This is a genomic window from Agrobacterium sp. GW821-FHT02D03 (genome assembly GCF_059421725.1).
This window is the reverse complement of record NZ_JBWKVN010000001.1, coordinates 1,128,132-1,152,685: the sequence shown is the minus strand read 5'-3', so window position 1 is coordinate 1,152,685 and position 24,554 is coordinate 1,128,132. Positions and strand designations below refer to the sequence as shown.

General features: G+C 58.2%; 28 protein-coding genes. 18 read left to right on the top strand and 10 right to left on the bottom strand.

Annotated features, from left to right (window positions below; all coding sequences use genetic code 11):
• Positions 1–37: 37 nt before the first annotated feature.
• Positions 38–1,150, top strand: a complete 1,113-nt coding sequence (locus tag AC07U5_RS05390) for an alkene reductase (RefSeq protein ID WP_062426422.1) — start codon at positions 38–40, stop codon at positions 1,148–1,150.
• A 23-nt stretch (positions 1,151–1,173) separates the two neighbouring features.
• Here the strand turns inward: AC07U5_RS05390 and AC07U5_RS05385 are convergent, their stop codons facing one another.
• The gene (locus AC07U5_RS05385) at positions 1,174–2,199 is read right to left on the bottom strand and encodes an NAD-dependent epimerase/dehydratase family protein (protein ID WP_494722483.1); all 1,026 of its coding nucleotides are present in this window, start codon (positions 2,197–2,199) and stop codon (positions 1,174–1,176) included.
• 104 nt (positions 2,200–2,303) lie between these two features.
• Here AC07U5_RS05385 and AC07U5_RS05380 point away from each other — a divergent pair, with 104 nt between their 5' ends.
• A complete protein-coding gene (locus AC07U5_RS05380; RefSeq protein ID WP_343108726.1) occupies positions 2,304–3,248 on the top strand; it encodes a LysR family transcriptional regulator in 945 nt (314 codons plus the stop codon).
• A 120-nt stretch (positions 3,249–3,368) separates the two neighbouring features.
• On the opposite strand, the gene AC07U5_RS05375 is transcribed toward AC07U5_RS05380, so the two are convergent.
• Entirely contained in the window at positions 3,369–3,641 is a 273-nt protein-coding gene (locus AC07U5_RS05375; RefSeq protein WP_062426420.1) for a DUF2188 domain-containing protein, read from the bottom strand.
• Positions 3,642–3,916: 275 nt separating this feature from the next.
• Between AC07U5_RS05375 and AC07U5_RS05370 the strand changes: the two genes are divergently transcribed.
• A complete protein-coding gene (locus AC07U5_RS05370; protein ID WP_113261765.1) occupies positions 3,917–5,029 on the top strand; it encodes a calcium:cation antiporter in 1,113 nt (370 codons plus the stop codon).
• 33 nt (positions 5,030–5,062) lie between these two features.
• Positions 5,063–5,563, top strand: a complete 501-nt coding sequence (locus tag AC07U5_RS05365; RefSeq protein ID WP_494722482.1) for a GNAT family N-acetyltransferase — start codon at positions 5,063–5,065, stop codon at positions 5,561–5,563.
• Positions 5,564–5,621: 58 nt separating this feature from the next.
• Here AC07U5_RS05365 and AC07U5_RS05360 read toward each other — a convergent pair whose 3' ends face one another.
• The 3 genes from AC07U5_RS05360 to AC07U5_RS05350 all read right to left on the bottom strand — a co-directional run bounded on the left by AC07U5_RS05360 (position 5,622) and on the right by AC07U5_RS05350 (position 8,222).
• The gene (locus tag AC07U5_RS05360; RefSeq protein ID WP_494722481.1) at positions 5,622–6,239 is read right to left on the bottom strand and encodes a TetR/AcrR family transcriptional regulator; all 618 of its coding nucleotides are present in this window, start codon (positions 6,237–6,239) and stop codon (positions 5,622–5,624) included.
• Positions 6,240–6,241: 2 nt separating this feature from the next.
• A complete protein-coding gene (locus tag AC07U5_RS05355; protein ID WP_062440333.1) occupies positions 6,242–6,706 on the bottom strand; it encodes a nuclear transport factor 2 family protein in 465 nt (154 codons plus the stop codon).
• A 313-nt stretch (positions 6,707–7,019) separates the two neighbouring features.
• The gene (locus AC07U5_RS05350) at positions 7,020–8,222 is read right to left on the bottom strand and encodes a pyridoxal phosphate-dependent aminotransferase (RefSeq protein WP_494722480.1); all 1,203 of its coding nucleotides are present in this window, start codon (positions 8,220–8,222) and stop codon (positions 7,020–7,022) included.
• A gap of 447 nt (positions 8,223–8,669) precedes the next feature.
• Between AC07U5_RS05350 and AC07U5_RS05345 the strand changes: the two genes are divergently transcribed.
• The 3 genes from AC07U5_RS05345 (at position 8,670) to AC07U5_RS05335 (ending at position 10,723) form a co-directional block, all read left to right on the top strand.
• Positions 8,670–8,933, top strand: a complete 264-nt coding sequence (locus AC07U5_RS05345; protein WP_130979096.1) for a hypothetical protein — start codon at positions 8,670–8,672, stop codon at positions 8,931–8,933.
• 242 nt (positions 8,934–9,175) lie between these two features.
• On the top strand, positions 9,176–10,078 hold the full coding sequence (locus tag AC07U5_RS05340) for a DMT family transporter (protein WP_113261766.1): 903 nt from the start codon (positions 9,176–9,178) through the stop codon (positions 10,076–10,078).
• A gap of 429 nt (positions 10,079–10,507) precedes the next feature.
• Positions 10,508–10,723 (top strand): cold-shock protein, encoded by a 216-nt coding sequence (locus AC07U5_RS05335; protein ID WP_003494703.1) that lies wholly within the window; start codon positions 10,508–10,510, stop codon positions 10,721–10,723.
• A gap of 105 nt (positions 10,724–10,828) precedes the next feature.
• On the opposite strand, the gene AC07U5_RS05330 is transcribed toward AC07U5_RS05335, so the two are convergent.
• Positions 10,829–11,512: an MBL fold metallo-hydrolase gene (locus tag AC07U5_RS05330; protein ID WP_494722479.1), complete on the bottom strand. Its 684-nt coding sequence runs from the start codon at positions 11,510–11,512 to the stop codon at positions 10,829–10,831.
• 234 nt (positions 11,513–11,746) lie between these two features.
• Here AC07U5_RS05330 and AC07U5_RS05325 point away from each other — a divergent pair, with 234 nt between their 5' ends.
• The 4 genes from AC07U5_RS05325 to AC07U5_RS05310 all read left to right on the top strand — a co-directional run bounded on the left by AC07U5_RS05325 (position 11,747) and on the right by AC07U5_RS05310 (position 15,217).
• On the top strand, positions 11,747–12,349 hold the full coding sequence (locus AC07U5_RS05325) for a DUF1236 domain-containing protein (RefSeq protein WP_111846842.1): 603 nt from the start codon (positions 11,747–11,749) through the stop codon (positions 12,347–12,349).
• A 227-nt stretch (positions 12,350–12,576) separates the two neighbouring features.
• Entirely contained in the window at positions 12,577–13,074 is a 498-nt protein-coding gene (locus AC07U5_RS05320; RefSeq protein ID WP_062426412.1) for a MarR family winged helix-turn-helix transcriptional regulator, read from the top strand.
• 2 nt (positions 13,075–13,076) lie between these two features.
• Positions 13,077–13,787 carry a response regulator gene (locus tag AC07U5_RS05315; protein WP_062426411.1) on the top strand — a complete coding sequence of 237 codons (711 nt, stop codon included), beginning with the start codon at positions 13,077–13,079 and terminating at the stop codon, positions 13,785–13,787.
• Between the two features lie 50 nt (positions 13,788–13,837).
• The gene (locus tag AC07U5_RS05310) at positions 13,838–15,217 is read left to right on the top strand and encodes an ATP-binding protein (RefSeq protein ID WP_062440317.1); all 1,380 of its coding nucleotides are present in this window, start codon (positions 13,838–13,840) and stop codon (positions 15,215–15,217) included.
• A 33-nt stretch (positions 15,218–15,250) separates the two neighbouring features.
• Here the strand turns inward: AC07U5_RS05310 and AC07U5_RS05305 are convergent, their stop codons facing one another.
• From AC07U5_RS05305 to AC07U5_RS05290, 4 genes are all read right to left on the bottom strand, one after another.
• On the bottom strand, positions 15,251–15,592 hold the full coding sequence (locus AC07U5_RS05305; protein WP_494722478.1) for a tRNA-binding protein: 342 nt from the start codon (positions 15,590–15,592) through the stop codon (positions 15,251–15,253).
• A 117-nt stretch (positions 15,593–15,709) separates the two neighbouring features.
• Positions 15,710–16,525: a pyrroline-5-carboxylate reductase gene (gene proC, locus AC07U5_RS05300; protein WP_494723260.1), complete on the bottom strand. Its 816-nt coding sequence runs from the start codon at positions 16,523–16,525 to the stop codon at positions 15,710–15,712.
• A gap of 8 nt (positions 16,526–16,533) precedes the next feature.
• Positions 16,534–17,034 (bottom strand): type III secretion system chaperone family protein, encoded by a 501-nt coding sequence (locus AC07U5_RS05295; RefSeq protein ID WP_062440311.1) that lies wholly within the window; start codon positions 17,032–17,034, stop codon positions 16,534–16,536.
• A 462-nt stretch (positions 17,035–17,496) separates the two neighbouring features.
• Positions 17,497–17,760, bottom strand: a complete 264-nt coding sequence (locus AC07U5_RS05290; RefSeq protein ID WP_062426406.1) for an accessory factor UbiK family protein — start codon at positions 17,758–17,760, stop codon at positions 17,497–17,499.
• A gap of 300 nt (positions 17,761–18,060) precedes the next feature.
• Here AC07U5_RS05290 and lgt point away from each other — a divergent pair, with 300 nt between their 5' ends.
• From lgt to AC07U5_RS05255, 7 genes are all read left to right on the top strand, one after another.
• Entirely contained in the window at positions 18,061–18,882 is an 822-nt protein-coding gene (lgt, locus tag AC07U5_RS05285) for a prolipoprotein diacylglyceryl transferase (RefSeq protein ID WP_494723259.1), read from the top strand.
• 5 nt (positions 18,883–18,887) lie between these two features.
• Positions 18,888–19,988 carry a class I SAM-dependent methyltransferase gene (locus AC07U5_RS05280; protein WP_494722477.1) on the top strand — a complete coding sequence of 367 codons (1,101 nt, stop codon included), beginning with the start codon at positions 18,888–18,890 and terminating at the stop codon, positions 19,986–19,988.
• A 193-nt stretch (positions 19,989–20,181) separates the two neighbouring features.
• Complete coding sequence (gene pgeF / locus AC07U5_RS05275) at positions 20,182–20,976, top strand: peptidoglycan editing factor PgeF (protein WP_494722476.1); 795 nt, start codon at positions 20,182–20,184, stop codon at positions 20,974–20,976.
• A 1-nt stretch (position 20,977) separates the two neighbouring features.
• Positions 20,978–22,129, top strand: coding sequence for a M24 family metallopeptidase (locus tag AC07U5_RS05270; RefSeq protein WP_494722475.1), 1,152 nt, complete (start codon positions 20,978–20,980; stop codon positions 22,127–22,129).
• A 78-nt stretch (positions 22,130–22,207) separates the two neighbouring features.
• Positions 22,208–22,912 carry a hypothetical protein gene (locus AC07U5_RS05265; protein ID WP_062598676.1) on the top strand — a complete coding sequence of 235 codons (705 nt, stop codon included), beginning with the start codon at positions 22,208–22,210 and terminating at the stop codon, positions 22,910–22,912.
• Positions 22,913–23,180: 268 nt separating this feature from the next.
• The gene (locus AC07U5_RS05260; RefSeq protein ID WP_062426401.1) at positions 23,181–24,113 is read left to right on the top strand and encodes a ribose-phosphate pyrophosphokinase; all 933 of its coding nucleotides are present in this window, start codon (positions 23,181–23,183) and stop codon (positions 24,111–24,113) included.
• A 98-nt stretch (positions 24,114–24,211) separates the two neighbouring features.
• Entirely contained in the window at positions 24,212–24,490 is a 279-nt protein-coding gene (locus AC07U5_RS05255; RefSeq protein ID WP_494723258.1) for a type II toxin-antitoxin system ParD family antitoxin, read from the top strand.
• Positions 24,491–24,554: the final 64 nt, after the last annotated feature.

Here is a 24,554-nt window from a genome sequence, read left to right as displayed (position 1 = left end):
ATCGCTGCGCTCCCTATCAACAGGAAGAGAAAGCACCATGACCAAACTGTTCGAACCCGCGCAGGCTGGCGATATCGCCCTGGCAAACCGCATCGTGATGGCGCCGCTTACCCGCAATCGGTCCCCGGGTGCGATCCCGAACAACCTCAACGCCACCTATTACGAGCAGCGGGCAACCGCAGGCCTGATCATCACCGAAGGCACACCCGTCTCGCAGCAGGGTCAGGGCTATGCCGATGTTCCTGGCCTCTACAAGCAGGAAGCAATCGAAGGCTGGCAGAAGGTCACCGATGGCGTTCACAAAGTGGGCGGCAAGATCGTCGCGCAGATCTGGCATGTTGGGCGTATCTCGCACACCTCGCTGCAGCCGCATGGCGGCCAACCTGTCGCCCCCTCCGCCATCAAGGCAAAGTCCAAGACCTACATCATCAACGATGACGGCACCGGGTCCTTCGCCGAAACATCCGAGCCGCGCGAACTTGGTACCGCTGAAATTCCGGTCATACTGGAAGATTTTCGTAAGGGCGCACGCGCTGCCATCGAGGCAGGTTTCGACGGCGTCGAGATCCATGCCGCCAATGGCTACCTGATCGACCAGTTCCTGAAGTCCGGCACCAACCAGCGCACCGATAACTATGGCGGCTCGATCGAGAACCGTGCACGCTTCCTGCTGGAAGTGGTGGACATCGTTGCCAAGGAGATTGGTGCGGGCCGCACCGGCATTCGCCTGTCTCCCGTCACGCCTGCCAACGACATTGTCGAGACCGACCCGCAGCCACTCTTCAACTACGTCGTAAAAGAGCTTGGCTCCCGAGGCCTTGCTTTCATCCACGTCATCGAAGGCGCAACCGGTGGCCCGCGTGATTTCAAGCAGGGCGACAAGCCTTTCGATTACGCTGCCCTGAAAGCCGCTTACGTTGAAGCTGGCGGCAAGGGACTGTGGATCGCCAACAATGGCTATGACCGCGCATCCGCCATCGAAGCCGTGGAAAGCGGCAAGGCCGATGCCATTGCCTTTGGCAAGGCCTTCATCGCCAATCCAGATCTCGTTCAGCGCCTGAAGGATAATGCGCCGCTGAACGAACCGAACCAGCAAACCTTCTACGGCGGTGGCGCGGAAGGCTACACCGACTATCCGGCGCTTGCCTGATCAGAGATTGGACGCCGCGCACCTCAGATGGGTGCGCGGCTTTCGTTGCGGGCTGGGTTCATCCCTGAGCCGGCAGGGTGTGGCTCAAGGCAATCCAAATCCTTAAGCGTCGCAAAGACGGCCGCATCGATCGGCGTGCGCGGCTCGTCGCCAAGAAACGCCACAAGCTTCTCGTTGCTCATCCGCACTTCCTTTTGCCAGAGATAACGCATCTCCAGGATTTCCTTGAACAGCGGCACGAAGGGTGCGCAGATGCGAAACAACCACCATGGAACGCGCTTCATCTTAACGTGGTGCCCGACAACGCGCTCGATAGCGGCAGGCAAGTGGCGCCCATTCGCATCCCAGAAGCCTTCCATGTGAAAGACAGCGAAAGGTGGCAGCTCATCGGCACGCTCAAGCAGACGCATCATCGTTTCCGCCACATCCGGAAGATAGTCCCATTGGTGGCCTGTCCCGGGTCTTCCCGGATTGGAGATGGCGCGCACAGTCTTTCCGGGCTGAATGAGACCCTGGCTAAACCAGTTATTGCGGGCCTTCGGTCCAAAGAAATCTCCGGCGCGAACGATCAGCACCGGCACGCCACGCCTTGATGCCGCGCGCAAGCGGTCTTCCATCTCCACGCGGATCTTTCCCTTGCGCGTCGTCGGCCTCTGCGGGCTGTCCTCCTTCAGCAAGGGAAACGCGTCGGGGCCGAAATTATAGACGGTGCCGGGCAGCAATATGCGCGCACCGACTGTCTCCGCCGCATTGATGGTATTATCGAGCATGGGGAGAACAAGCGTCTCCCAGTTTCGATAACCGGGTGGGTTGACCGCATGAACGATGAGCGAGACGCCTTGCGCGGCCCGCAATACATCTTTCGCCATCATCGCGTCACCGACGCACCATTCCATCATCGCGTGGTGAGAGGTTGGCGCCTTATCCCTGACGAGCGCCCGCACCTTCCAGCCCCGTCCAAGCAGAGCTTCGGTAATGTGCCCGCCAATGCCACCGCGGGCGCCAAGAACCAATGCTGTTTGCTGCTCGCGCTCTTTTTCCTCGGCCATGATGAACTCCAATCCTTTTGAGCAATTTTTATCTGGACTGGAGCATGGACGAAAAGATTGCTATAAAGAATTAGCTAAACACGTTTACCGGCCATACAAAAATTATGATCGTCGATCGCGAAATCAGTTGGGATTACTATCGCACCTTTCTCAGCGTGCTGCGCGACGGCTCGCTGTCAGCGGCGGCAAGAGAGCTCGGCATCACACAACCAACCGTTGGCCGCCATATTGGTGCTCTTGAAGAAGCGATCGGCTATCAGCTCTTCATCCGCTCGCCCCACGGCCTTGTTCCCACAGATGCGGCGATTGCCTTGAAGCCCTATGCGGAAAATCTGTCTGCCACTGCGGCGGCCCTCGTGCGTGCCGCCTCCGGCGAGGTCGGCAAGATCGAAGGTGCCGTGCGCATCAGCGCCTCGGATGTGATTGGGGTGGAGGTCCTGCCACCCATCATCGCCGCGATGCAGGACACCTATCCAAGGCTCGAGATAGAGCTTTCGCTCTCCGACACCATCGAGGATCTGCTGCGGCGGGAAGCGGACATCGCCATTCGCATGACCGAGCCGGTCCAGGATGCGATCGTCATGCGGTACGTGGGCAATTTTCGCGTCGGCTTCCACGCGACAAGCAGTTACCTGCAGAAAATGGGAACGCCGATGAAGAAGGAGGATCTGGAGGAGCACCGGCTGGTCGGCTTCGATCGCAAGACGCCCTTTATCAGAGCCATCCTTCAGAACATGAAGAAAGAAAATCCGGCAATCCCCGACGCCGATCAAATTCCTTTCGCCACGCGCGCCGATAGCAATCTGGCCCAACTTGCGCTGGTGCGCGCGGGCGCGGGTATCGGCATGTGCCAGATCGGACTGGCCAAACGCGATGAGAGGCTAAAGCACATCCTGCCGGAATTCGAAGTGGCACTTCACACCTGGGTTGCCATGCACGAAAATCTTCGAACCTCGCCACGCTGCCGTGCGGTCTTCACTGCGTTGGTGGATGGGCTGAAAGCACATCTGAAAGCGACTGATCCCGAAGCGCCATCATCCAAGCGCTAACGCATGGTTCGCGCAAAAGTGGTCACCGGTTTTGCGATAACGACATGCGACAAAACAAGGGCTTGAAGCGCATGGAGCGAATCTGAAAGATCGCGACACGCTTTAAGTCGCCCAATGAAGTCAACCTGGGGTGCCAGCCTGTCGTTGGGCATAGGTATCGACGACCTCAGCTTCCGGCCTGTCGCCGCCCTGACTGAACTCTTCGTGCCAGCGTCCGCGTTCGTCCTGGTAGCTGATTTCCTCGTCCTCACCCCCAACCTGCTGTTCGGCAGCGGCGATCTTCGCGGCCTGGACGGCGTCGGAGTGCGTGGGGAAGGCTTCGGAATAGGCACCGTTCATTCGGTACGCCCAGCCGCCATCGTGCTCGACGATTTCATAACACACCTTGGTCATGCGCATGTCCTCCTGTTATGCTTGGAGAAGATTGACAACCAATACCGCAAACAGGCATTTCAGGACTGAGATCGCGGTTTCGTTATCATGTCCTCGCGCTCACTATCCTACCAAATGGCCAAGAGTGCAAACCCGCCTCTCGACCTGTCACTGAAAAGATCATCGGCCCGAAGCATTTTCGCCTGCTCACAGTTGGGCGTGAAAATGCGCAGGACCGAAAAGTTGCAGCAGCGGAGCCGGTATTCGCCCGAACGGCTCTGAGATCTGGAGAAAAGATGTCCGTCGCCACCACTTTGAAGCAGGAGCGCATGCTGTTGCTGGCCGTTCCAGTCGCGATTGTCGCCTATCTGGCAGAACATAGCGTGCTGGAAGCAAGCAAGGCACTCTCCTTCGTCGTTGCGGCGGCGCTGATTGCCGTGATCGTCGCGGTGTCCATGCGGGTTGCCCATCACGCGGAAATCCTCGCGGCAAAGGTCGGAGACCCCTACGGCACGATGATCCTCACCCTGTCAGCCGTCGCGGTTGAGGTGCTGATCCTCGCCATCATCATGAGCGAGTCGAGTTCCCCTACCCTGGTGCGCGATACGATCTACTCGGCGGTGATGATCGACATCAACGGCATCCTCGGTCTGGCCGCACTGCTGGGCGGGCTTCGTCACGGCGAGCAGCCCTACAATGACGATTCGGGCCGCACCTATGGCGTGATGATCCTGACGGCCATGGGCATTTCGATGATCGTCCCGGAATTCGTACCGGAAGCGAAGTGGCACCTCTATTCCGCCTTCACCATTGTCGCGATGATCGCGCTCTACGGCCTCTTCCTCAAAATGCAGGTCGGCCCACACAGCTATTTCTTCAGTTACAGCTACCCGCGCGCAGATCGCAAGAAAGCCGCCCCGGAAGGCGATGCGCATGGCGACAGTGAAGAGGACAATTCGGCCGCCTATTCGATCGGCGTCATTCTCGTCGGCGTGGTGCTGATCGGCGTTCTGGCGGAATTCATGGCTACCTTCCTCACCCATGGGCTGGAAGGAAGCGGCGCGCCGGAGGGCCTGATGGCTGTTGTCGTTGCCACCATTTCGGCAGCACCGGAAATCCTCACCGCTATGCGTGCCGCCTTGCGCAACCGCATGCAGCCCGTCGTCAACATCGCCATGGGCGCCTCGCTCTCGACCGTCATCCTCACCGTTCCGGTCATGGAAGCGATCGCGCTCTATTCCGGCCAACCCTTCATCATGGCGATGACGCCGGTCCAGACGGTCATGGTCTTCATCACCCTCATCGTTGCTGCCATCAATCTCAATGACGGGGAAACCAATGCCATCGAAGGCATGACGCATCTGATCCTCTTTGCCACCTTCATCATGCTGCTGTTTCTTGGGCTGTGAGGGCGTAGGTTGTTCGACGTCAGAAGGGCCCAATTGAGCGATGCGCAGACCATCGCGCGCGTCCATGTCGACGTCTGGAGTGAGACGATGCGGGAGTTGGCCTGCCCTTCCGTCATCGCAGCGCTCAATGAGGAGCACCGGCTTCGCTACTGGACGAAGAAACTGTCCGAGGCAGAGCCGCACCAACTGGTTCTGATGGCCGAGGTAAACGGCGAGGTTGTCGGCATCGGCGCGATCGGCCAGCCATCGGACCCGGTCTTCGGATCCCGCGCAGAGATCAAGAACCTCTACATCCTGCCCAGCTTCCAACGGCAGGGGATCGGCAAGCGTCTTCTAAAGGAGCTGGCACTTCACGCCAAAACGATGGGCTATGGCGCCGTTGCCCTCAGTGTCGTCAAGGGCAATGAGCCGGCCTGCAGATTTTACGAAGCGCTCCATGCGCGCAAGATCGCAGAGTTTCGCGACCCCGGGCCGATCTGGCGCTCGGACAATATCGTCTATGCCTGGGACGACATCGACGCGTTAATATCCTGAACGGACCAGTTCCGAAACTGCACGGGCTTCTGCGCCACGGCCCCTGCCGACGCATGTGCTACTCTGAGAGCTGTTGAGGCTCACCCCGGACTGTACCTTCCTTTTTGAAGGTGCCGTTTTCCATCACTAATCGGTTCCGTAGTTGGTTGACCGCCCGTTGAAAAACGGCCGGATCGTCGAGTGCGCGAGAAAGAATGATTGCTCCTTGAATAGACAGAACTACTTCCTCCGCGAGAGCGCGCGACTGGTCGCGGTCACGGCCTTGCCGAAGAAGCGCTGACTGCAACGCGTCTACCCAACCAACGAAATACGCTCGGATGGCCTGCGCAAAACGGTCCCGCGTATTGGCCAACGCCAAGGCTCCGACAAGGCACACGCGCCTGCCGGTGCTGAAATACTGGTCCGTTGCGGTCAGCATTGCAGAGATCGCACCATTGACGTCGGTCTCGTCACGCAGCGGTAAATATACGGCGTTCTCGAACCATTGACTGATCTCATCGAGAACAGCCTGCACCATCTCCTCTTTTCCATTCGGGAAGAAGTGGTAGAGGCTGCCTTTTCCAAGACCGGTAGCCTTGCCGATCAGGGCAAGGCTTGCGCCTTCATAACCATATTCGCGGAAAACTTCTGCCAATGGCCCAATCGTATCCGCTCTTTCGGTCACCGTTCGGGCCATGCTTAAAGGCCCAAGTCGCTGAGGCCGGGGTGGTCATCCGGTCGACGGCCAAGGGGCCAGTGGAACAAGCGATCGCCTTCCGAAATCGGCATTTCATTGATGCTCGCGTGTCTATGCGCCATCAGGCCGTCCTCTGCAAATTCCCAGTTCTCGTTGCCATAAGCGCGGTACCATTGGCCACCATCGTCGCGATACTCATAGGCATAACGTACTGCGATGCGGCTACCGGTGAAAGCCCAGAGCTCCTTAATCAGGCGGTATTCGTGTTCCTTGTTCCACTTACGTGTCAGAAACGCCTGAGCTTCTTCGCGATTACTCGCGAACTCGACGCGGTTTCGCCAACGCGTATCGAACGTATAAGCCAAAGCGACTTTCGCCGCATCTCTCGTGTTCCAGCCGTCTTCGGCCAAGCGAACTTTTTCGATAGCTGTCTCGCGGGTGAAAGGAGGAAGTGGAGGACGTGACATAATGATCTCCTATGAATATTGATTGTACCGATCGGTAATTAGTTTACCGATCGGTACAATTGACGGACACCATAAGGTTTGTCAAGCGCGTCAGTGATCTGGCTGCTTACGATTGATGCGGAATAGGACTTTGACGAGTCTCTAATGGCGGGGGCTTTGGGGCTGGTGCGTTCTCAACCGGGCGAGATCCCAAAGGTTCAACCGAACTAACCGTTTCCAACGTCGGGGCTCGCTCGCCCCGATCTGCTGGAAGTAAGGGCATGAAAAAACCCGGCATCGCTGCCGGGTTTCTATTTATCAATGCCATCAAGGCTTAGCGGCAATTGGCGCAGAAACGCTGAATGCGGTTGCAGGCCTCTTCCAGAAGCTTCTCCGACGTCGCGTAGGAAATGCGGAAATTCGGGCCAAGACCGAAAGCAGAGCCGTGAACGACCGCGACACCTTCCGTTTCCAGAAGCTCAGTGACGAAATCTTCGTCGGTCTCGATCACCTTGCCGGAGGGCGCCGTCTTGCCAATCAGGCCGGCGCAGGACGGGTAAACGTAGAACGCGCCTTCCGGAACCGGGCAATTGATGCCCTTGGCCTGGTTCAGCATGGAGACGACGAGGTCACGACGGCCTTCAAAGATTTTCTTGTTGGCCGGGATGAACTCCTGGCTACCGTTCAGAGCCTCGACGGCTGCCCACTGGGCAATCGACGTGGCACCCGAAGTTTGCTGGCCCTGGATCATGTCCATCGCCTTGATCAGTTGCAGCGGACCGGCTGCATAGCCGATACGCCATCCGGTCATGGCATAGGCCTTGGAAACGCCGTTCATCGTCAGCGTGCGGTCATAGAGCGAAGGCTCCACTTCCACCGGCGTCACGAACTTGAAGTCGCCATAGGTCAGGTGCTCATACATGTCGTCGGTCAGGATCCACACATGCGGATGCTTGACGAGAACGTCGGTCAACGCCTTCAGCTCGTCGTGGCTGTAAGCCGCGCCCGACGGGTTGGATGGCGAGTTAAAGATGAACCACTTGGTCTTTGGCGTAATCGCCTTTTCAAGCGCTTCCGGCTTCAGTTTGAAGTTGTCTTCCAGCGTGGTGTTGACGAAAACCGGCGTGCCGCCGCAGATCGCCACCATTTCCGGATAGCTCACCCAGTAAGGTGCTGGAATAACGACTTCGTCGCCCGGGTTAAGGGTTGCCATGAAGGCGTTGAAAAGAATCTGCTTTCCACCGGTGCCGACAATCGTCTGCTCGGGCTTGTAGTCCAGGCCGTTCTCGCGCTTGAACTTCTCGGCAATCGCCTTGCGCAGTTCCGGAATACCGGAGACAGGCGTGTATTTCGTCTTGCCCGCTTTGATAGCGGCAATGGCTGCTTCCTTGATATTGTCGGGCGTATCGAAATCCGGCTCGCCGGCGCCAAGGCCAATCACATCGCGACCCTGTGCCTGAAGTTCGCGAGCTTTCTGCGAAACGGCTATGGTGGCGGATGGCTTTACGCGGGAGAGAATGTCGGCAAGGAAGGCCATTTTTATCGGTCCTATTGAAGTTGACATCGACAGAAGTTGCAGGCGGAACGCCGCCCTCTGCGGCAAGTGGTATGTCGAAAGACCGAAAGTCTTTCAAGGTCAAAACCCATCAAAAGATAAGATGAGTCGTATTTACTTTGTTGCAGAATGGGCGATTGGCCCTGCCCACATGAAACCGCGGCCGTGCCTGAAAGATATCGTGTCAACGCGAGCCCGGTCATCACGCCACAAACGGGCAGACGCCGAAAAAATCGGCAGATTTACCAGCCTTAATCTCTCGTTAACTGGTGTCTTTTTTTCGCCACAATAAATACGCCGGACTGACGAAATTCGGTCTCCAAGGGGTCCACTTCCAAGCCTCTTTTTGGAACGCGGGCAGAAGAGACAAGGACCACGGCGATGCTTATGAATGACCGGAATTTGGCAGATCGGCTGAAGATACAAAAGATGCTGTTCTCTCTTTGGATGGCGCTTGCGGCCATCATGGTCATTCTCACCATGGCAGCAGGTCTAGCAACCTCTTCCGACGCTTCGGAAGCGGTCGATCCCATGACGACATCTGCCATTGCCAGCGCACCGATTTCGAAAGCATCGGATCGCATCTTCGTCACCGGCCTCGTGGTGCTCGGCTTTGGCACCATGGCGGTTGGCGGCGTGCTCCTGACGCTCAGCAGCATTCGCGAAAGCCGTCTGCGCCGCAACCGCGACTGAGCGCGCCTGCCCGTGCCTTGCCGAACTCCGCCCTTGCTGATAGAGCACCGATGAAATGGCTGTCCGAGGCACCTGCTACGACACGTAGCGATATCTCCGCCATCTTCAGGGTCAAGATCTGCTACTCCATGCAACACCGCCGGTTTTACCGAGCACCTCTGCTCGTCGGGCCTCAGGGGTAACGGATCGCCTTTTCGACAAGACGATGAAGCAACGGACCGTTGCTTCTTTGATGGTGAAGAATGACGCGCATTCAGGCAAACCTCGTACTGCTTCTTGCTGCCGCGATCTGGGGCGGCGGTTTTGTCGCCCAGTCCACAGCCATGGAATCCATCGGTCCGTTCTGGTTCGTCGGCTTGCGCTTCGCCGTTGCGGCCCTTGCGGTCCTGCCTTTTGCGCTCATGGAAACACGCCGTATGGGCTCAAAACCCAGCAAGGCGGAATACCGCGCCTTCGGTCTGGTGGGGTTGGCACTGTTCATGGGTGCAACCACCCAGCAGGTAGGATTGCTAACCACCTCCGTCACCAATTCCAGTTTTCTGACGGCGCTCTACGTCATCTTCGTGCCGGTCATCGCCGTTCTGATCTATCGGCGTTATCCGCACTGGGTGGTCTGGCCGGGCGCCACGATGATGCTGATCGGCATCTTCCTGCTCTCGGGCGGCGCCTTCAGCGGTCTGACCACAGGGGATTTCCTCAGCATCACCTGCGCCTTCTTCTGGGCTGTGCAGATCACACTTGCCGGGCGTGCCGTCATGGCCAGCAATCGACCGCTTGCCCTCTCCTGCGCCCAGTTTTCCGTCTGCGCCATTCTCAGCATGGTCATCGGCGCTGCCTTCGAGCCGATCAATACCCAGGCGATTGCCGCGTCGATCCGCGAGATCCTCTATGTCGGGCTCGTCTCGTCCGGTCTTGCCTTCGTTCTCCAGGTCATCGGCCAGCGCTATACCACCGCGCCACAAGCGGCGATCTTCCTGTCCTCCGAGGCTCTGTTCGGTGCCCTCTTTGCATCCCTGTTTCTGGGAGAGATCATCCCGACGGCGGGTTACATTGGCTGCGCCATCATTTTTGCCGCCATTTTGCTAGTGGAACTGGTGCCGGAACTTACGAAAAGACGCCAACGAAAACTTGGCGAAATGGCTTGAACTCAGCCATGTGTTGATGAAGTCTTCATCACTGTGAGCGAAAATTGCCGGAAATTCCAATGCTAACGATGGTTTTGTTTTCTTAACCACGCCCTGACGGGAAAAAATTCCGCGCCACGCGTTATACGCGTCAAAACGCCCCCGATTGATCGTGGTTGGCGCCTAAAAACTTTTGCTTGCCAATTTTAAATAAACACATCACTCTGTCGCCGTTCGGGCAATTTGCGAGCGTGGGAAGACCTAGAAATAGATGCATCGGAGACAATACTTCGAGCGGTGGGAACAACAAAACGTTGATCAGAACGTCAAGACTTCCACGGCGATGGTTCAATCTCTCAAACATCAAGAACTGCCTGCCGTACGCCCTAGCGGGCAAAACTGTAATGCTGCCTGGAGCTGAACACGGGCAGAGCGAAAAGGACCTGATGCATGGCCGAGACTGGCACCGTTAAATTCTTCAATACCGACAAGGGCTTCGGCTTCATCAAGCCAGACAATGGTGGCGCTGATATCTTTGTTCACATCTCTGCTGTACAGGCTTCCGGCCTGTCCGGTCTTTCAGAAAACCAGAAAGTGAGCTTCGACACGGAACCGGATCGTCGCGGCAAGGGCCCCAAGGCCGTCAATCTTCAGATTGCTGGCTGAGCCACAACGACTTTCTCTTCTAGTTGAAGCCCGGCAGGAATGCCGGGTTTTTTTATGGATCTGACTGAGAAGCGGTGCCCTCGCCTCAATCAGTTTGTACTTTTCTCAATCCCGCTTGGAGCCGCAGGGCGCCTCCCCGATCGGTCCGAGATTTTGCAGATAAGGGTTCGAGCGCCGCTCTTCACCGAAACGCCCGCCGGGACCATGGCCGCAGATGAACCCCACATCGTCGCCAAGAGGCAATACCTTGTCACGGATGGAGGCGAGCAACTGCTCGTGGTTTCCGCCGGGCAGGTCCGTGCGACCGACAGAGCCATTGAACAGCACGTCGCCGACATGGGCAAAGCTCTGCGCGCGATTGTAGTAGATGACGTGGCCCGGCGCATGGCCTGGGCAATGATAGACTTCGAAGCTGTGGTCGCCGAAGGACACCACATCCCCATCCTTCAGCCAGCGATCGGGAAGCACGTTCTGGAGACCAGTGATCCCGTATTTCTGTGCCTGCGTTTCAATCCGCTCGAGCAGCGGACGATCATCCTCATGCGGACCGGTGATCGTCAACGACAGACGTTCCTTTAATTCCTTTGCGCCACCCGCGTGATCCAGATGACCGTGGGTCAGCCAGATTTCCTTCAGCGTGATGCCGTTTTCGGCAACGGTCTGAACGATGACATCCACATCTCCGCCCGGATCGACAACGACGCCCTCCTTCGTGTCTTCATCGAAGAGAATGGTGCAGTTCTGCTCGAATGGCGTGACCGGAATGATCCCTGCCTGCAACTTTCCCATGATGACCTCCTGCTTTCAAAAAACCGCCCTCCCTATAGACTCCCATGCGCGACAGCACAATGAAATGTGAAAAAAAGCAAAGCTTCGAAAGCATTGTCGACAATGTTAAAAGAGTAGGTAAATCAGGATCTTAAAACAGACTGTATAGTGCTTTTTCAAACATAGTGTTCACGATTCCGGGAACGGAAAAGCAAAAGCTGCGTTCTTGCCCCAGTCTTCAAAGGAGAGAGACAGATGGACAAGAAGCTGAAACTGATGATTGCTGGCGGCGCTTTCGCTTTGATCGCCGGTTATGCGAATGCGGCCATGGTTGCGACCACGGCATCTGACATTTCCGTGCGATCTGGCCCGGGCGAAGATTACCCGGAAGTGGGTCTTGCTACGCGCGGCAGCAATGCGGTTCTTGACGGATGCCTCGAAGGCAGCGCCTGGTGCCGTATTGAAGTCAACGGCGTTCGCGGCTGGGCCAATGCCGATTACCTGAACGTCATGTATGAAGGCTCGCCGGTCATTCTGCACGAGCGTCGCGCCGACATCGAAGTTCCGGTCGTGACCTACGAGAAGACGGCCAGCGTTCAGCAGGAAGAGCCGAACCCAGGCGATCCGAACCTCGGTCGCGTCGGTGAGGTAAACCCGCCGGAGCAGGTCATCACCTATATCGATCAGCATCCGGGCAACGTCGTGCGCGTTGAGGGCGATGTCGCCATCGGCACGACCGTTCCTGCCAACGCGGAACTCGTCGCCATTCCTGACTACGAGTACAGCTACGTCCGCGTCAACGATCGCCGCGTTCTGGTTGAACCAAGCACGCGCCGCGTGGTGTATGTGTACGAGTAAAGTCGCGTAGAGTACCACCGTATATGAGTAGCGAAGAGCGCGGCATGCCCGCGCTCTTTTGCTTGCATGCAATTGCCTATGCCTTGGCCGAGCTTCGGCATTGATGTTCAACCTGCGGCATATTATCGAACGCAACAGAAAATGATCGAGAGACGCCCGGGTCGGACACCATTTGGGCCAATCTCATGATAATGATGGTCCACATTCGGTAATGTGAAGGAAGAACAGTGCCTGCCCAATCGCTGAAAAAGGCTGCCGTCAAACAGGCTCCGGCCCTGCCCCATGTCGATGACGCAAAGATCGACTTCGACACGATTGAGGCCTTCTTCTTCGCCTACCGGGACTTCGTCTCCGATCCGGACGCCATTCTGGAGAAGCTTGGCTATGGGCGCGCCCACCACCGTGTGGTCTATTTCGTCTGCCGCAACCCCGGAATGACGGTCGCCGATCTTCTCGACACGCTGCAGATCACCAAGCAGAGCCTTGCACGGGTGCTGAAGCAGCTCATCGACGACGGTTATATCCGCCAGATGGCGGGACCCGAAGACCGTCGCCAGCGCAGGCTCTACCCAACGTTGACAGGTCGCGAACTGGCGCTTGCCTTGAGCGATCCGCAGTCGCGCCGCATCGCTCGGGCCTTGGAGGGCATGTCGACGGAGGCAAGGACCTGCGTTCTTGAATTTCTCGCCAGAATGCGCGACGCCGAAAAGACGGGAGCAGAATGACGATGGCCACAGCCACACCAAAACAGCCAGCGGATGACGACGCCCCCCATCTTCTCATCGTTGATGACGATGCGCGTATCCGCGATCTTCTGCAGCGCTTCTTGAGCGATAAGGGCTACCGCATAACCGCTGCGGCAGACGCCGCCGAAGCACGCCGCAAGATGCAGGGCATCCAGTTCGATCTTCTCATCCTCGACGTGATGATGCCGGGTGAAAACGGCCTGTCGTTGACAAAATCCCTCAACGAAAACAAGACCGTGCCGGTCATTCTTCTGACTGCTCGCTCGGAAGCGGATTCGCGGATTGCCGGACTTGAGGCGGGCGCCGACGACTATCTCGCCAAGCCTTTCGATCCGCGCGAACTCGTGCTGCGCATCAACAATATCCTGCGACGCAACACCTCGCCGGACACGCCAAAAATCGACCAGATCATCTTTGGGCCGTTCAACTTCTCCCTCCACAAGAAGGAGCTTCGACGCGGCGCAGAGATGATCCGGCTCACCGACCGCGAACTGGATATCATGATGCTCTTTGCGTTGCGCGCCGGCGATACCATTCCGAGACATGAACTGGTGGATGCGGACGCGGATGTCGGGGAGCGCACCATCGACGTGCAGATCAATCGCCTTCGGCGCAAGATCGAGGACGATCCGGCCAATCCGGTCTATTTGCAGACGGTGCGCGGCATCGGCTACCGTCTGAGCGTGGATTGAACCACACCCTACTGGCGCGTCCGGAAAAGAGCCGGATGGACAGGTGATCTATGGCAAGCCTCGATTTCATGAGTTTCGCCCGAAACAGCGCCCCGGCACGAGGGTGGCGCTTCTTCGTGCGTTGGTTGCGGCACTGGCTGCCCACCGGGCTTTATACCCGCTCGCTGCTGATCATCATTCTGCCCATGGTTCTGTTGCAGGCGGTCGTTGCGGCCGTCTTCATGGAAAGACACTGGCAGTTGGTGACGGAGCGTCTCTCTGCTGCCGTCACGCGCGATATTGCCGCCATCATCGAACTCATCGAAACGGATCCTGAAAAGGACGACTATCAGCGGGTCATCAATATTGCTCGCGAGAAGCTGGATCTCAGCGTCTATATCGAGCCGAAGACGGAACTGCCGCCTGCTCGGCCGCAACCCTTCTTTTCCATCCTCGATTCCATCCTGGCCGATCAGATCAAAGCCCAGATCGGCAGGCCCTTCTGGATCGATACCTATGGCAATGGATCGCTGGTCGAAATCCGCATCCAGTTGAACGATAAGACGCTGCGCATCTTCACGCGCCGCAACCAGACCTATGCGTCCAACACCCATATTTTCCTTGTGTGGATGGTCGGCGCATCGCTCGTTCTGCTGGGCATTTCCATCCTCTTCCTGCGCGGCCAGATCCGACCGATCCTGGCACTGGCCAAAGCCGCTGAAAGCTTCGGACGCGGCCAGAAGATCACCGCCTATTCGCCCAAGGGGGCCGATGAGGTCAGGCGCGCGGGCCTCGCCTTCATTCTCATGCGAGAACGCATCGAGCGACAGATGGAGCAGCGCACCGCAATGCTGAACGGTGTGAGCCACGATCTGCGCACCATCCTCACCCGCTTCAAGCTTCAACTCGCACTTGCGAGCGACAATCCGGATCTGGAAGGCCTCGACAAGGACGTCGATGACATGCAGTCGATGCTGGAAGCCTATCTCGCCTTCGCCCGCGATGATGCGGAAGAGGATGTCGGCACACTGGAAGTGGAGCCATTGCTGCAGAAACTGCAGAGTGATTTCCACATGGTCGGCAAGACGATGACATTCCAGCTCAACGGCGTCTCACATCTTTCCGTTCGTCCCAACGCCTTTTCGCGGCTGATCGGCAATCTGTCCGCCAATGCCCAGCGTTATGCCAACACACTGTCCATTGAGCTGCGGCGCGCACCCCGATCTGTCAGCCTGGTTTTCGATGATGACGGCCCCGGTATTCCGCCAGAATCTCGAGAGGATGTTTTCAAGCCCTTCTTCCGGCTGGATGAAGCGCGCAACCTCAATGCATCCGGCACCGGGCTTGGTCTTTCGATCGTGAGAGATATCGCCAGAAGCCATGGCGGCGATGTGACGCTGGACGATAGCCCGCTGGGTGGGCTACGGGTGATCGTGAAAATTCCAGCCTGACCGGGTCGGAATGATCTTAGCGGCGATGCGCGCTCAGCACATCTTCTCACCGTTCGGCACATCGCGCTCGACGGCAGCGAGCACGATATCGCCATTGGCATCGGCAAAACCGAGCGTGAGAACTTCCGAACGAAACGGCCCGATCTGTCGCGGCGGGAAATTGACGACGGCAAGCACCTGTCGACCGATCAGATTGTCCAGCGTGTAGTGAACGGTGATCTGGGCGGACGACTTCTTGATCCCGATCTCGGCACCGAAATCGATCTTCAGCTTGAAGGCCGGTTTGCGCGCTTCGGGAAAGGCTTCCGTTTCGACAATGGTGCCGACACGGATATCGACCTTTTCGAAATCCGCATAGGTGATCTCAGCGCTCATCCGCGTCCCTCTTTTAAAGCGTGTCGCGATCTTTCAGATTCACTCCTTACGCTTTAAGTCCTTGTTTTGTCGCATGTCGTTATCGCAAAACCGGTGACCACTCTTGCGCGACATGCTTTAGTTCGCCAGTTCTTCTGCCCGCGTCTTGGCTGCGGCAATCGCCTTGTCGAACAAGGGCTGCATGCCGTCTTCGGCCATCAGCACCGAAAGCGCGGCTGCCGTCGTGCCGCCGGGAGACGTCACGTTCTGGCGCAGCCTGGAAGCATCGTCGGAGGACTGGTAAAGAAGCTCACCAGCCCCCGCGACGGTTTCTCGCGCGAGACGCATGGCAAGGTCCGCCTGCAGGCCGGCTTTGCGACCTGCCTCTGCCATGCATTCCACGAGATAGAAAACATAAGCGGGGCCACTACCGGAAACGGCAGTGACGGCATCGATATCACCTTCGGCCGCAACCCATTCCACCGGGCCGCTGACTTTCAGAAGCTCTTCCACAAGCTGACGCTGGTCGGACGAAACGCGCTCATTGGCATAGGCACCGGTCACGCCGCGCCCCACCATGGCGGGTGTGTTGGGCATGGCACGCACGGTCGCCGCCTCACCGAGATGGCTCTCGATAGACGACAGCGTCTTGCCCGCGGCGATCGAAACGATGACTGTCTCTTCACCGACCAGACCTTTCAAGCCCGGCAATACCGCATCCATCAATTGCGGCTTGACCGCCAGAAACAGAATGCTGGCCGTCACGCCATCCGGTGCGCTCTCGCAGTGGCGAGCGCCAGCCTGGCTCAGTGTCGAGGACATGGCGTCGGAAGGGCGCGGATCTATGACGATCACCGAAGAGCCGGAAACGCCCTTCTTCAGCCAGCCAGAAAGCATGGCGCCGCCCATGTTGCCGGCGCCGACGAGAACGATAGGGTTAGAACCGAAGGACAGCACGCGTATCAGGCCTCGCCCACTGTCTCGAACAGGGCTGCATCCATCGCAGCCTTGGCATCCATTCCCGACCAGACGACGAACTGGAACGCCTGGTAATATTGCTCGCAGGCTTCAAGCGCACTGGACAGCAGAACCTCGACCTGCTGGTTCGTCGGCTCGGCCCCGCCCGCTAGAAGCAACGACTGGCGGAAGATGATGACATCCTCCTGGCGCCACAGGTCGAAATGCCCCATCAGCGTTTGGCCGTTGACATGCGAGAGAAGCCGGATCACTTCATTGACGCGATGGTCGGGCACCCGGATATCGAAGGCGCAGGCGAGATGCAGCGCTTCGAACTGTTCCATCCAGGAAAACGAAATATGATAGTCGGCCCATCGGCCTTCCACCGTCATGGCAATTTCGTCCTCGCCCGAGCGCTCGAAAGACCAATCGTTGGCGGCCGCCACGAACTCGATCATATCGACCGGGTTGGAGAGACGTTCAACTTCGAATTCTATTAGGCTCATACGGCACCTTTTCAGCCGGAGATGAATGTTCTGTTTCGCACACGAAAGCACAAAAACGCACATACAAATGCCGGTACATCAATTTAGGACGATTGCCCGACGCCGCCAGATTAACGCAGTGAACCTGTCTGGAGCTTACCGAGTTCGTTTCGAATCATCATTTAAAATCAGTCTATAACGAGCGAGTCCGAGCGCCACCCCCCGTCGTCCCATTTTCCGGGGAGAACCGTGGATATCTCTTGGCGCGTCGGATCAGTTGGGAGTCATAACCGACTCTGCCGATTGCGCTTTTTGGATGTGTCCACAGAGTGAAAAAAAATGCTGATGAAAACGCTTGCTCTTTGGATACGAATCCGCACTCGCGTAGGTTGGCGGTTGGTAGCACGCGAATTGAAAAGGCCGCGCCCTTTTTGAGGGCACGGCCTGTCTGACAGAAGTCCGAAATCGAAGATCGGATTTGGCTTAGGAAGCGTTTCCGGAAAGCTTTGCCTCAAGCGCTTCGATCCTGGCACGCAGAGCGTCATTCTCATCGCGCGCCTTGATCGCCATTTCGCGCACGGCATCGAACTCCTCGCGCTTCACCACGTCGAGGCTGTTCAGCCAACGATCGGCCTGCGCATGAAACGCCTGTTCCACTTCCTTGCGTACGCCCTGCGCCGCCCCTGCGGCATCAGTCATCAGCTTCGCGAATTCATCGAAAATGCGGTTCGTTCCGGTTGTGCTCATGGCGCGGTGTCCTTGTCTTCATCCGGAGAAACATATTGCTCTATCCGGCTCATGCATTTCAGGTAGGCACTCCCTCGGCGCGTTGCAAGCAAAAACGGGATTATGACGGGCAGTAACCTTACTTGTGACAGTCGTGAAAGCGCCAAAGAATCGCCTTGACCGCTCCCTTTTCACCCGCCATTTTCGCCCGGCGGGAAAGATCGCGCCAATACTGCCTGCCGTGCGAAAACCCGGTGTTTTCGACAACAACAAGAGAATGGAATACGCGACTTGTTTTCACCGCTTGCCTCGCTTTCGATCATGCCGTTTCCAAATATCGATCCGATCGCCTTTTCCATCGGCCCGATCTCGATTCATTGGTACGGCATCGCTTATGTCGTCGGCATTCTTCTTGGCTGGTATTACGCACGTAAACTGAGCATGACGGACCGGCTGTGGCCGGCCGACAAATCGCCCGTGACACCGGTCCATTTGGATGACTTCATCATCTGGGCGGCAGCCGGCATCGTGCTGGGCGGGCGTATCGGCTACGTGCTTTTTTATGATCTGCCTGCGGTCATGGCGAACCCCGTCCGCGCCTTCGAAATCTGGAATGGCGGCATGTCCTTCCATGGCGGCCTCCTGGGCACGACGATCGCGATGATCCTCTTTGCCCGCCGCAACGCCATTCCCGTCTGGAGCATGTTCGACATCATCGCCGCCGTCGCACCCGTCGGCCTGTTCTTTGGCCGCATTGCCAACTTCATCAATGGCGAATTGTGGGGCCGTCTGACGGATGTTCCATGGGCCGTCGTCTTCCCGACCGGCGGACCCTTCGCCCGCCATCCAAGCCAGCTTTACGAAGCCGGGCTGGAAGGCATCGTGCTGCTGATCATTCTCTCCGTACTCATCTGGGCCTTCAAGGCGCTGAAGACACCCGGCACCGTGACGGGCACCTTCGTTGCCGGATATGCGCTTTCGCGTATTTTCGTGGAGTTCTTCCGCGAACCCGACGCGCAGATTGGCTATCTGGCAGGGAACTGGCTGACCATGGGAATGGTTCTCTCCGCGCCCATGTTCGCGCTCGGCGTCTGGGCAATCCTGCGGGCACGCTCTGCTGCGCGTGCCCGCCAGAACGGATAAGTGACATGCCAACGCCCCTTGCCCGTCGCATCAAGTCTCTTATTCGGCTCAATGGCCCTTTAAGCGTCACCGATTACTTTTCGCTGTGCCTGGCAGATCCCGAGCACGGCTATTACAAGACACGCCAGCCCTTTGGACGGACGGGCGACTTCGTCACCGCACCGGAAGTCAGCCAGCTTTTCGGTGAAATGCTCGGCGTCTTCATGGTCCATGCCTGGCAGCGTCATGGCCTGCCCGCCAATGTCCGGCTTGTCGAGATCGGCCCTGGCCGTGGCACGATGATGGCGGATATGCTGCGGGTCATCCAGCGTATCGCCGCCACCCTCTATGACGCCATGAGCGTGCATCTCATCGAAACGAGCCCGCTTCTGACCGAAACGCAGCAGAAGACGCTTGCCGCGCACGAGGGCAAGATCAGTTGGCACGAGAGCTTCGACGACGTGCCGGCGGGCTTCCTGCTGATTGCCGCCAACGAGCTCTTCGATGCCATTCCTATCCGCCAGTTTGTCAAGACGCCCCAGGGCTTCAGAGAACGGGTCGTCAGCCTTGACGAGGATGACGAACTGATCTTCACCGCAGGCGTCGCTGGCATCGATCCGGACCTTCTTCCTCCACAGCCGGAGCGTCAGGCGCTCGGCACGATCTTCGAATATTCGCCTGCGCGCGAGGCCGTCATGGCCGCACTCTGTGAGAGGCTGCAAGCCAACAGCGGCACCGCGCTGATCATCGACTACGGCCACATGGTGTCCGGCTATGGCGACACCATGCAGGCGCTCAGAATGCATGAATATGATCCCGTGCTTGCCCATCCAGGCGAGGCCGATCTGACCAGCCATGTGGATTTCGAAAGCCTGGTGAAGACGGCAACGGCAAATGGCGTTCATGTCAACGGCTGCCTGCACCAGGGCGATTTCCTCTACGGCCTCGGGCTCAAGGAACGCGGACAGGCTTTGGCAGCCACCGCGACGCCGGATCAGACGCTCGCGATTGCCGAAGCCATCAACCGTCTCGCAGGCGAAGGTGCCGGCAAGATGGGCGAGCTTTTCAAGGTGCTTGCGGTATCCAGCCCTGCCCTTCATTTGCTGCCATTTCGCGCGCTGGATTGAACCCGCTGACGAGTGGAAACGTGACGGACGCCTGAGAGGAGATTGACACGGGCAGTCCGCTTGGGCCAACATTGGGTCAATTCGAAGCAGAGCACATCTGCCGCACGGCATCTTTTTGAGATGCGCCCATCGGAAACACTCGCTCAGAATCATCACTGAAAAATCGGCGACACCGCAAAGGATTGAACACCCCATGCAGGACGACACGCTGCCGCTTCCCGTTCAGAGCACATTGCTTGAGGCGGCATCTGAAAACGGCATACGCCATGGTTTCTTCACCCGTGCAGGCGGCGTTTCGAAGGGCATCTATCGCGGTTTGAATGTTGGTCTCGGCTCGCAAGACGAGCGCCAGTCGGTACTGGAAAATCGCAGCCGCGTCGCCAAATGGTTCGGTCTTCCAGAAGAGCGGCTTGCAACCGTCCACCAGATCCACTCCCCCAATGTCGTCGTGATCGATGAAGCCTATGACGGCGACAGGCCCCAGGCCGACGCCATGGTGACGGCGACGCCCGGCGTCATCATTGGCGTGTTGAGCGCCGATTGCGGGCCGATCCTTTTTGCCGACAGCCAGGCCGGTGTCGTCGGTGCGGCCCATGCGGGGTGGAAGGGCGCGGTTCATGGCGTGTTGGAAAATACCATCGACAGCATGATCGCGCTTGGCGCACGTCGCGAAAACATCGTTGCCGCACTCGGCCCCTCCATCGCACAGGAGAATTACGAAGTGGGACCGGAGCGTGTCGAAGACCTCAAGCGGCTCGACCCCACCTACCAACAATACTTCGCCCCTTCGAAGAACGAGGGCCATGCCTATTTCGACCTGAAGCAACTGACCATGGATCGCCTCGCCAAGGCAGGCATCCAGGCCGAAAATCTCAATCTCTGCACCTATCCGGATGACAAGCGTTTCTTTTCCTTCCGCAGGACCACGCATCTGTCCGAACCGGATTACGGGCGGCAGATCTCAGCAATAGCAATTTTGGAGACGTAAGATGGCTCTACACTTCGAACCCGCCGAATTCGAGGCCCGTCGTGCCCGCCTGATCGAGAAGATGGCAGAGGAAAAGCTGGATGCGGTGCTGCTCTTTGCCCAGGAGAGCATGTACTGGCTGACCGGCTACGACACCTTCGGCTATTGCTTCTTTCAGACGCTGATCGTCAAGGCCGACGGCTCGGTGTCGCTTTTGACACGTTCCGCAGATCTGCGTCAGGCCCGCCATACGTCGAATATCGAGAACATCGTCATCTGGGTGGATCGTCTCAATGCCGATCCGACGCTCGATCTCAAGAACCTGATGAGCGAAATGGATTTGCTCGGTTGCCGCGTCGGCATCGAGTTCGATACCCATGGCATGACCGGCCGGGTGGCGCGCCTGCTGGACAACCAGTTGGCAAGCTTCTGCCAGATCGTCGATGCCTCCTACCTCGTCAGCACGCTTCGCCTGGTAAAAAGCCCAGCCGAGATTGCCTATGCCAAACGCGCCGGAGAGCTTGCCGATGATGCGCTCGATGCGGCCATCGCCCTGATCAAGCCAGGCGCGGATGAAGCCGACATTCTGTCCGCCATGCAGGGCGCGGTCTTTTCCGGTGGCGGCGATTATCCCGCCAACGAATTCATCATCGGCTCCGGCCCTGATGCGCTTTTGTGCCGCTACAAGGCCGGCCGCCGCAAGCTCGATGCCAAGGACCAGATCACGCTCGAATGGGCAGGTGCCAGCGCCCATTACCACGCGGCTATGATGCGCACCGTCGTCATCGGCGAACCGGAGTTCCGCCACAAGGAACTCTACAACGCCTGTGCAGAAAACATCCGGGCCATCGAAGAGGTCCTTCGCCCCGGCTATACCTTCGGCGATGTGTTCGACGTGCACGCCAAGATCATGGATGAGCGCGGCTTGACCCGCCATCGCCTCAACGCCTGCGGCTACTCGCTTGGCGCGCGCTTCTCTCCCTCCTGGATGGAGCATCAGATGTTCTATGCCGGCAACACCCAGGAAATCCTGCCGAACATGACACTCTTCGTCCATATGATCATCATGGATAGCGATGCCGGCATCGCCATGACGCTGGGTCAGACCTATGTGACGACCGAGGGCGCCCCACAATCGCTGTCCCGTCACAGCCTCGATATGCTGACCGCCTGATTTGACTCCAAACCCAAACCACCCTTAAATCACAGCAATCCTGGGGAGGACGGAGCCAATGATGAAGAGAGACAAGGCATGAAGAGGCTCGGTGCGCTCCTTGCAGTTCCGGGCCTCGTGATGGCTCTTTCTGCATGCAACACCAGCGATGCGCTTACCCCGCAAGTCAATGTCGGGCACAACCAGACGCCATCGACCCCTGTCAATCAGGGCGATCTCGACCAGATGGCGGCAGCCGCTGATCGCTCCGGCTCTGGCGTCGCTTCGCAAGTGCCGGCCTATGCGCCACAGAACACGCTGCAGGCGCAAGCCCAGGCGATGACGAGCGGCGTTCAGTATGGGCAGCCCGTCAGCCGCCAGCCTCAGCAGCCACCGTCCCAACCGCAGCAGCAGACCGCAGCGCTTGCGCCGTCGGGTGGCGCCAGCATTCGCTTCCTGCCGATCATCGGCGCGCCGGTCCAGGCCGTCACGCCGCTCTCCAGGCAATTGGGTGCCGAAGCCCGCGCCAAGGGCCTGACGATCCTGCCTTCCGCCGATACCTCGGCCAACAACATCCTGAAGGGGTACCTGTCCGCTTTCGAAGATGGCAGCAAGGTTACGATCGTCTATGTCTGGGATATTCTCGATGCCAACGGGGCGCGGCTTCATCGCCTCCAGGGACAGGAATCAGTGGCCTCGCGCGGAAGCGACCCATGGTCGGCCGTCACCGATGGCGTGATGCAGAAGATCGCAGCCAAGACGCTGGATGATTACCAGGCATGGCGGCAGAGCGGGCGTGGATAGGTCAGTCGGTCGAAGGCGCTTGCGCCGATCCAATCGATTGAAGCGACATTGAAAACAGCCGAGTCACAAAGTTTTCACGAAAATCATGGGTAACGCGGTTCCGGCTATTGCATTCACAGGCAACAGCGCTATTAAGGCGCCCATGGCAAAACGGCATGTCCGGCGCCCTTCTGGGCCGGGTATTCCTTCCCGTTGAACGACGCAGTGGCCGCGGACAGACTTTAAAAATCCCGGGCTCAAGCGATGGCATGGAAAACAGGCGGCACCCATGAAGGTTTTCGCAGGCAATTCGAACCGGCATCTGGCCGAAGCGATCTGCAAGTATCTCAATGTTCCCCTGGGAAATGCCACAGTAAAACGGTTTGCGGACCAGGAAATCTTTGTAGAAATCGGTGAAAATGTACGCGGCGAGGACGTTTTCCTCGTCCAGTCCACATCCTTTCCCGCCAACGACCACCTGATGGAACTGCTGATCATGATCGACGCGATGCGTCGTTCCTCGGCAAAGCGCATCACCGCCGTTCTCCCCTATTTCGGCTACGCCCGTCAGGACCGCAAGGCCGGTCCAAGAACACCGATCTCGGCAAAGCTCGTTGCCAATCTCATTACCGAAGCCGGCGCCGATCGCGTCCTGACACTCGACCTTCACGCCGGCCAGATCCAGGGCTTCTTCGACATCCCGACGGACAACCTTTTCGCCGCACCAATTCTGGCGCGCGACGTCAAGGAACACTACGACACCAATAACGTCATGGTCGTTTCGCCGGACGTCGGCGGTGTTGTTCGCGCCCGCGCGCTTGCCAAGCGTCTCGACTGTCTGCTCGCGATCGTCGACAAGCGTCGCGATCGCCCAGGCGAATCGGAAGTCATGAACGTCATCGGTGACGTCTCCGGCAAAGACTGCATTCTGATCGACGACATCGTCGATTCCGGTGGCACGCTCTGTAACGCCGCCGAAGCGCTGCTCAAGAACGGCGCAACCAGCGTCACCGCCTACATCACCCACGGCGTTCTCTCCGGCGGCGCCGTCGCCCGCGTGGCATCCTCCAAGTTGCGCGAACTCGTCATCACCGACAGCATCCAGCCGACCACCGGCGTCCAGTCCGCGCACAACATCCGCGTGATCACCACCGCCACTCTGCTGGGCGAAGCGATCAACCGCACGGCGATGGAACAGTCGGTTTCGGGTCTCTTCGATTGATCTAGCTGCTCCTTCGCCTTCTACATCCGCCGTTGGAAACGAGTAGGACTCAATCCTATCTTGGTGTATTCTCCGATGGCGATATGAAGGTGATGACCATGCGCACAACACAGTCCCTCAGCATTACCCTACCATTGGACATGGCGGAAATGGTCAAAGCCAAGGTAGCGTCTGGTGAGTATGCGAGCGAAAGCGAAGTGATCCGCGATGGCTTGAGATCGCTCGCCGCGCAAGACGCGGCAGTGGACCGTTGGCTTCGGGATGAAGTCGTGGAGGCATACGATGCTCACAAATCAGATCCGACACGCACGGTCACACTCGAGGAAGGCTTAGCAAACGTCCGATCCCGCATCGCGAAGCGCGAAGGTCGCGGTTGAGCGAAACGCCAGCGTCGCTTTCATCGTCGAAGACGAGAGTGTCATCGTCCTTCGGATTCTTGGC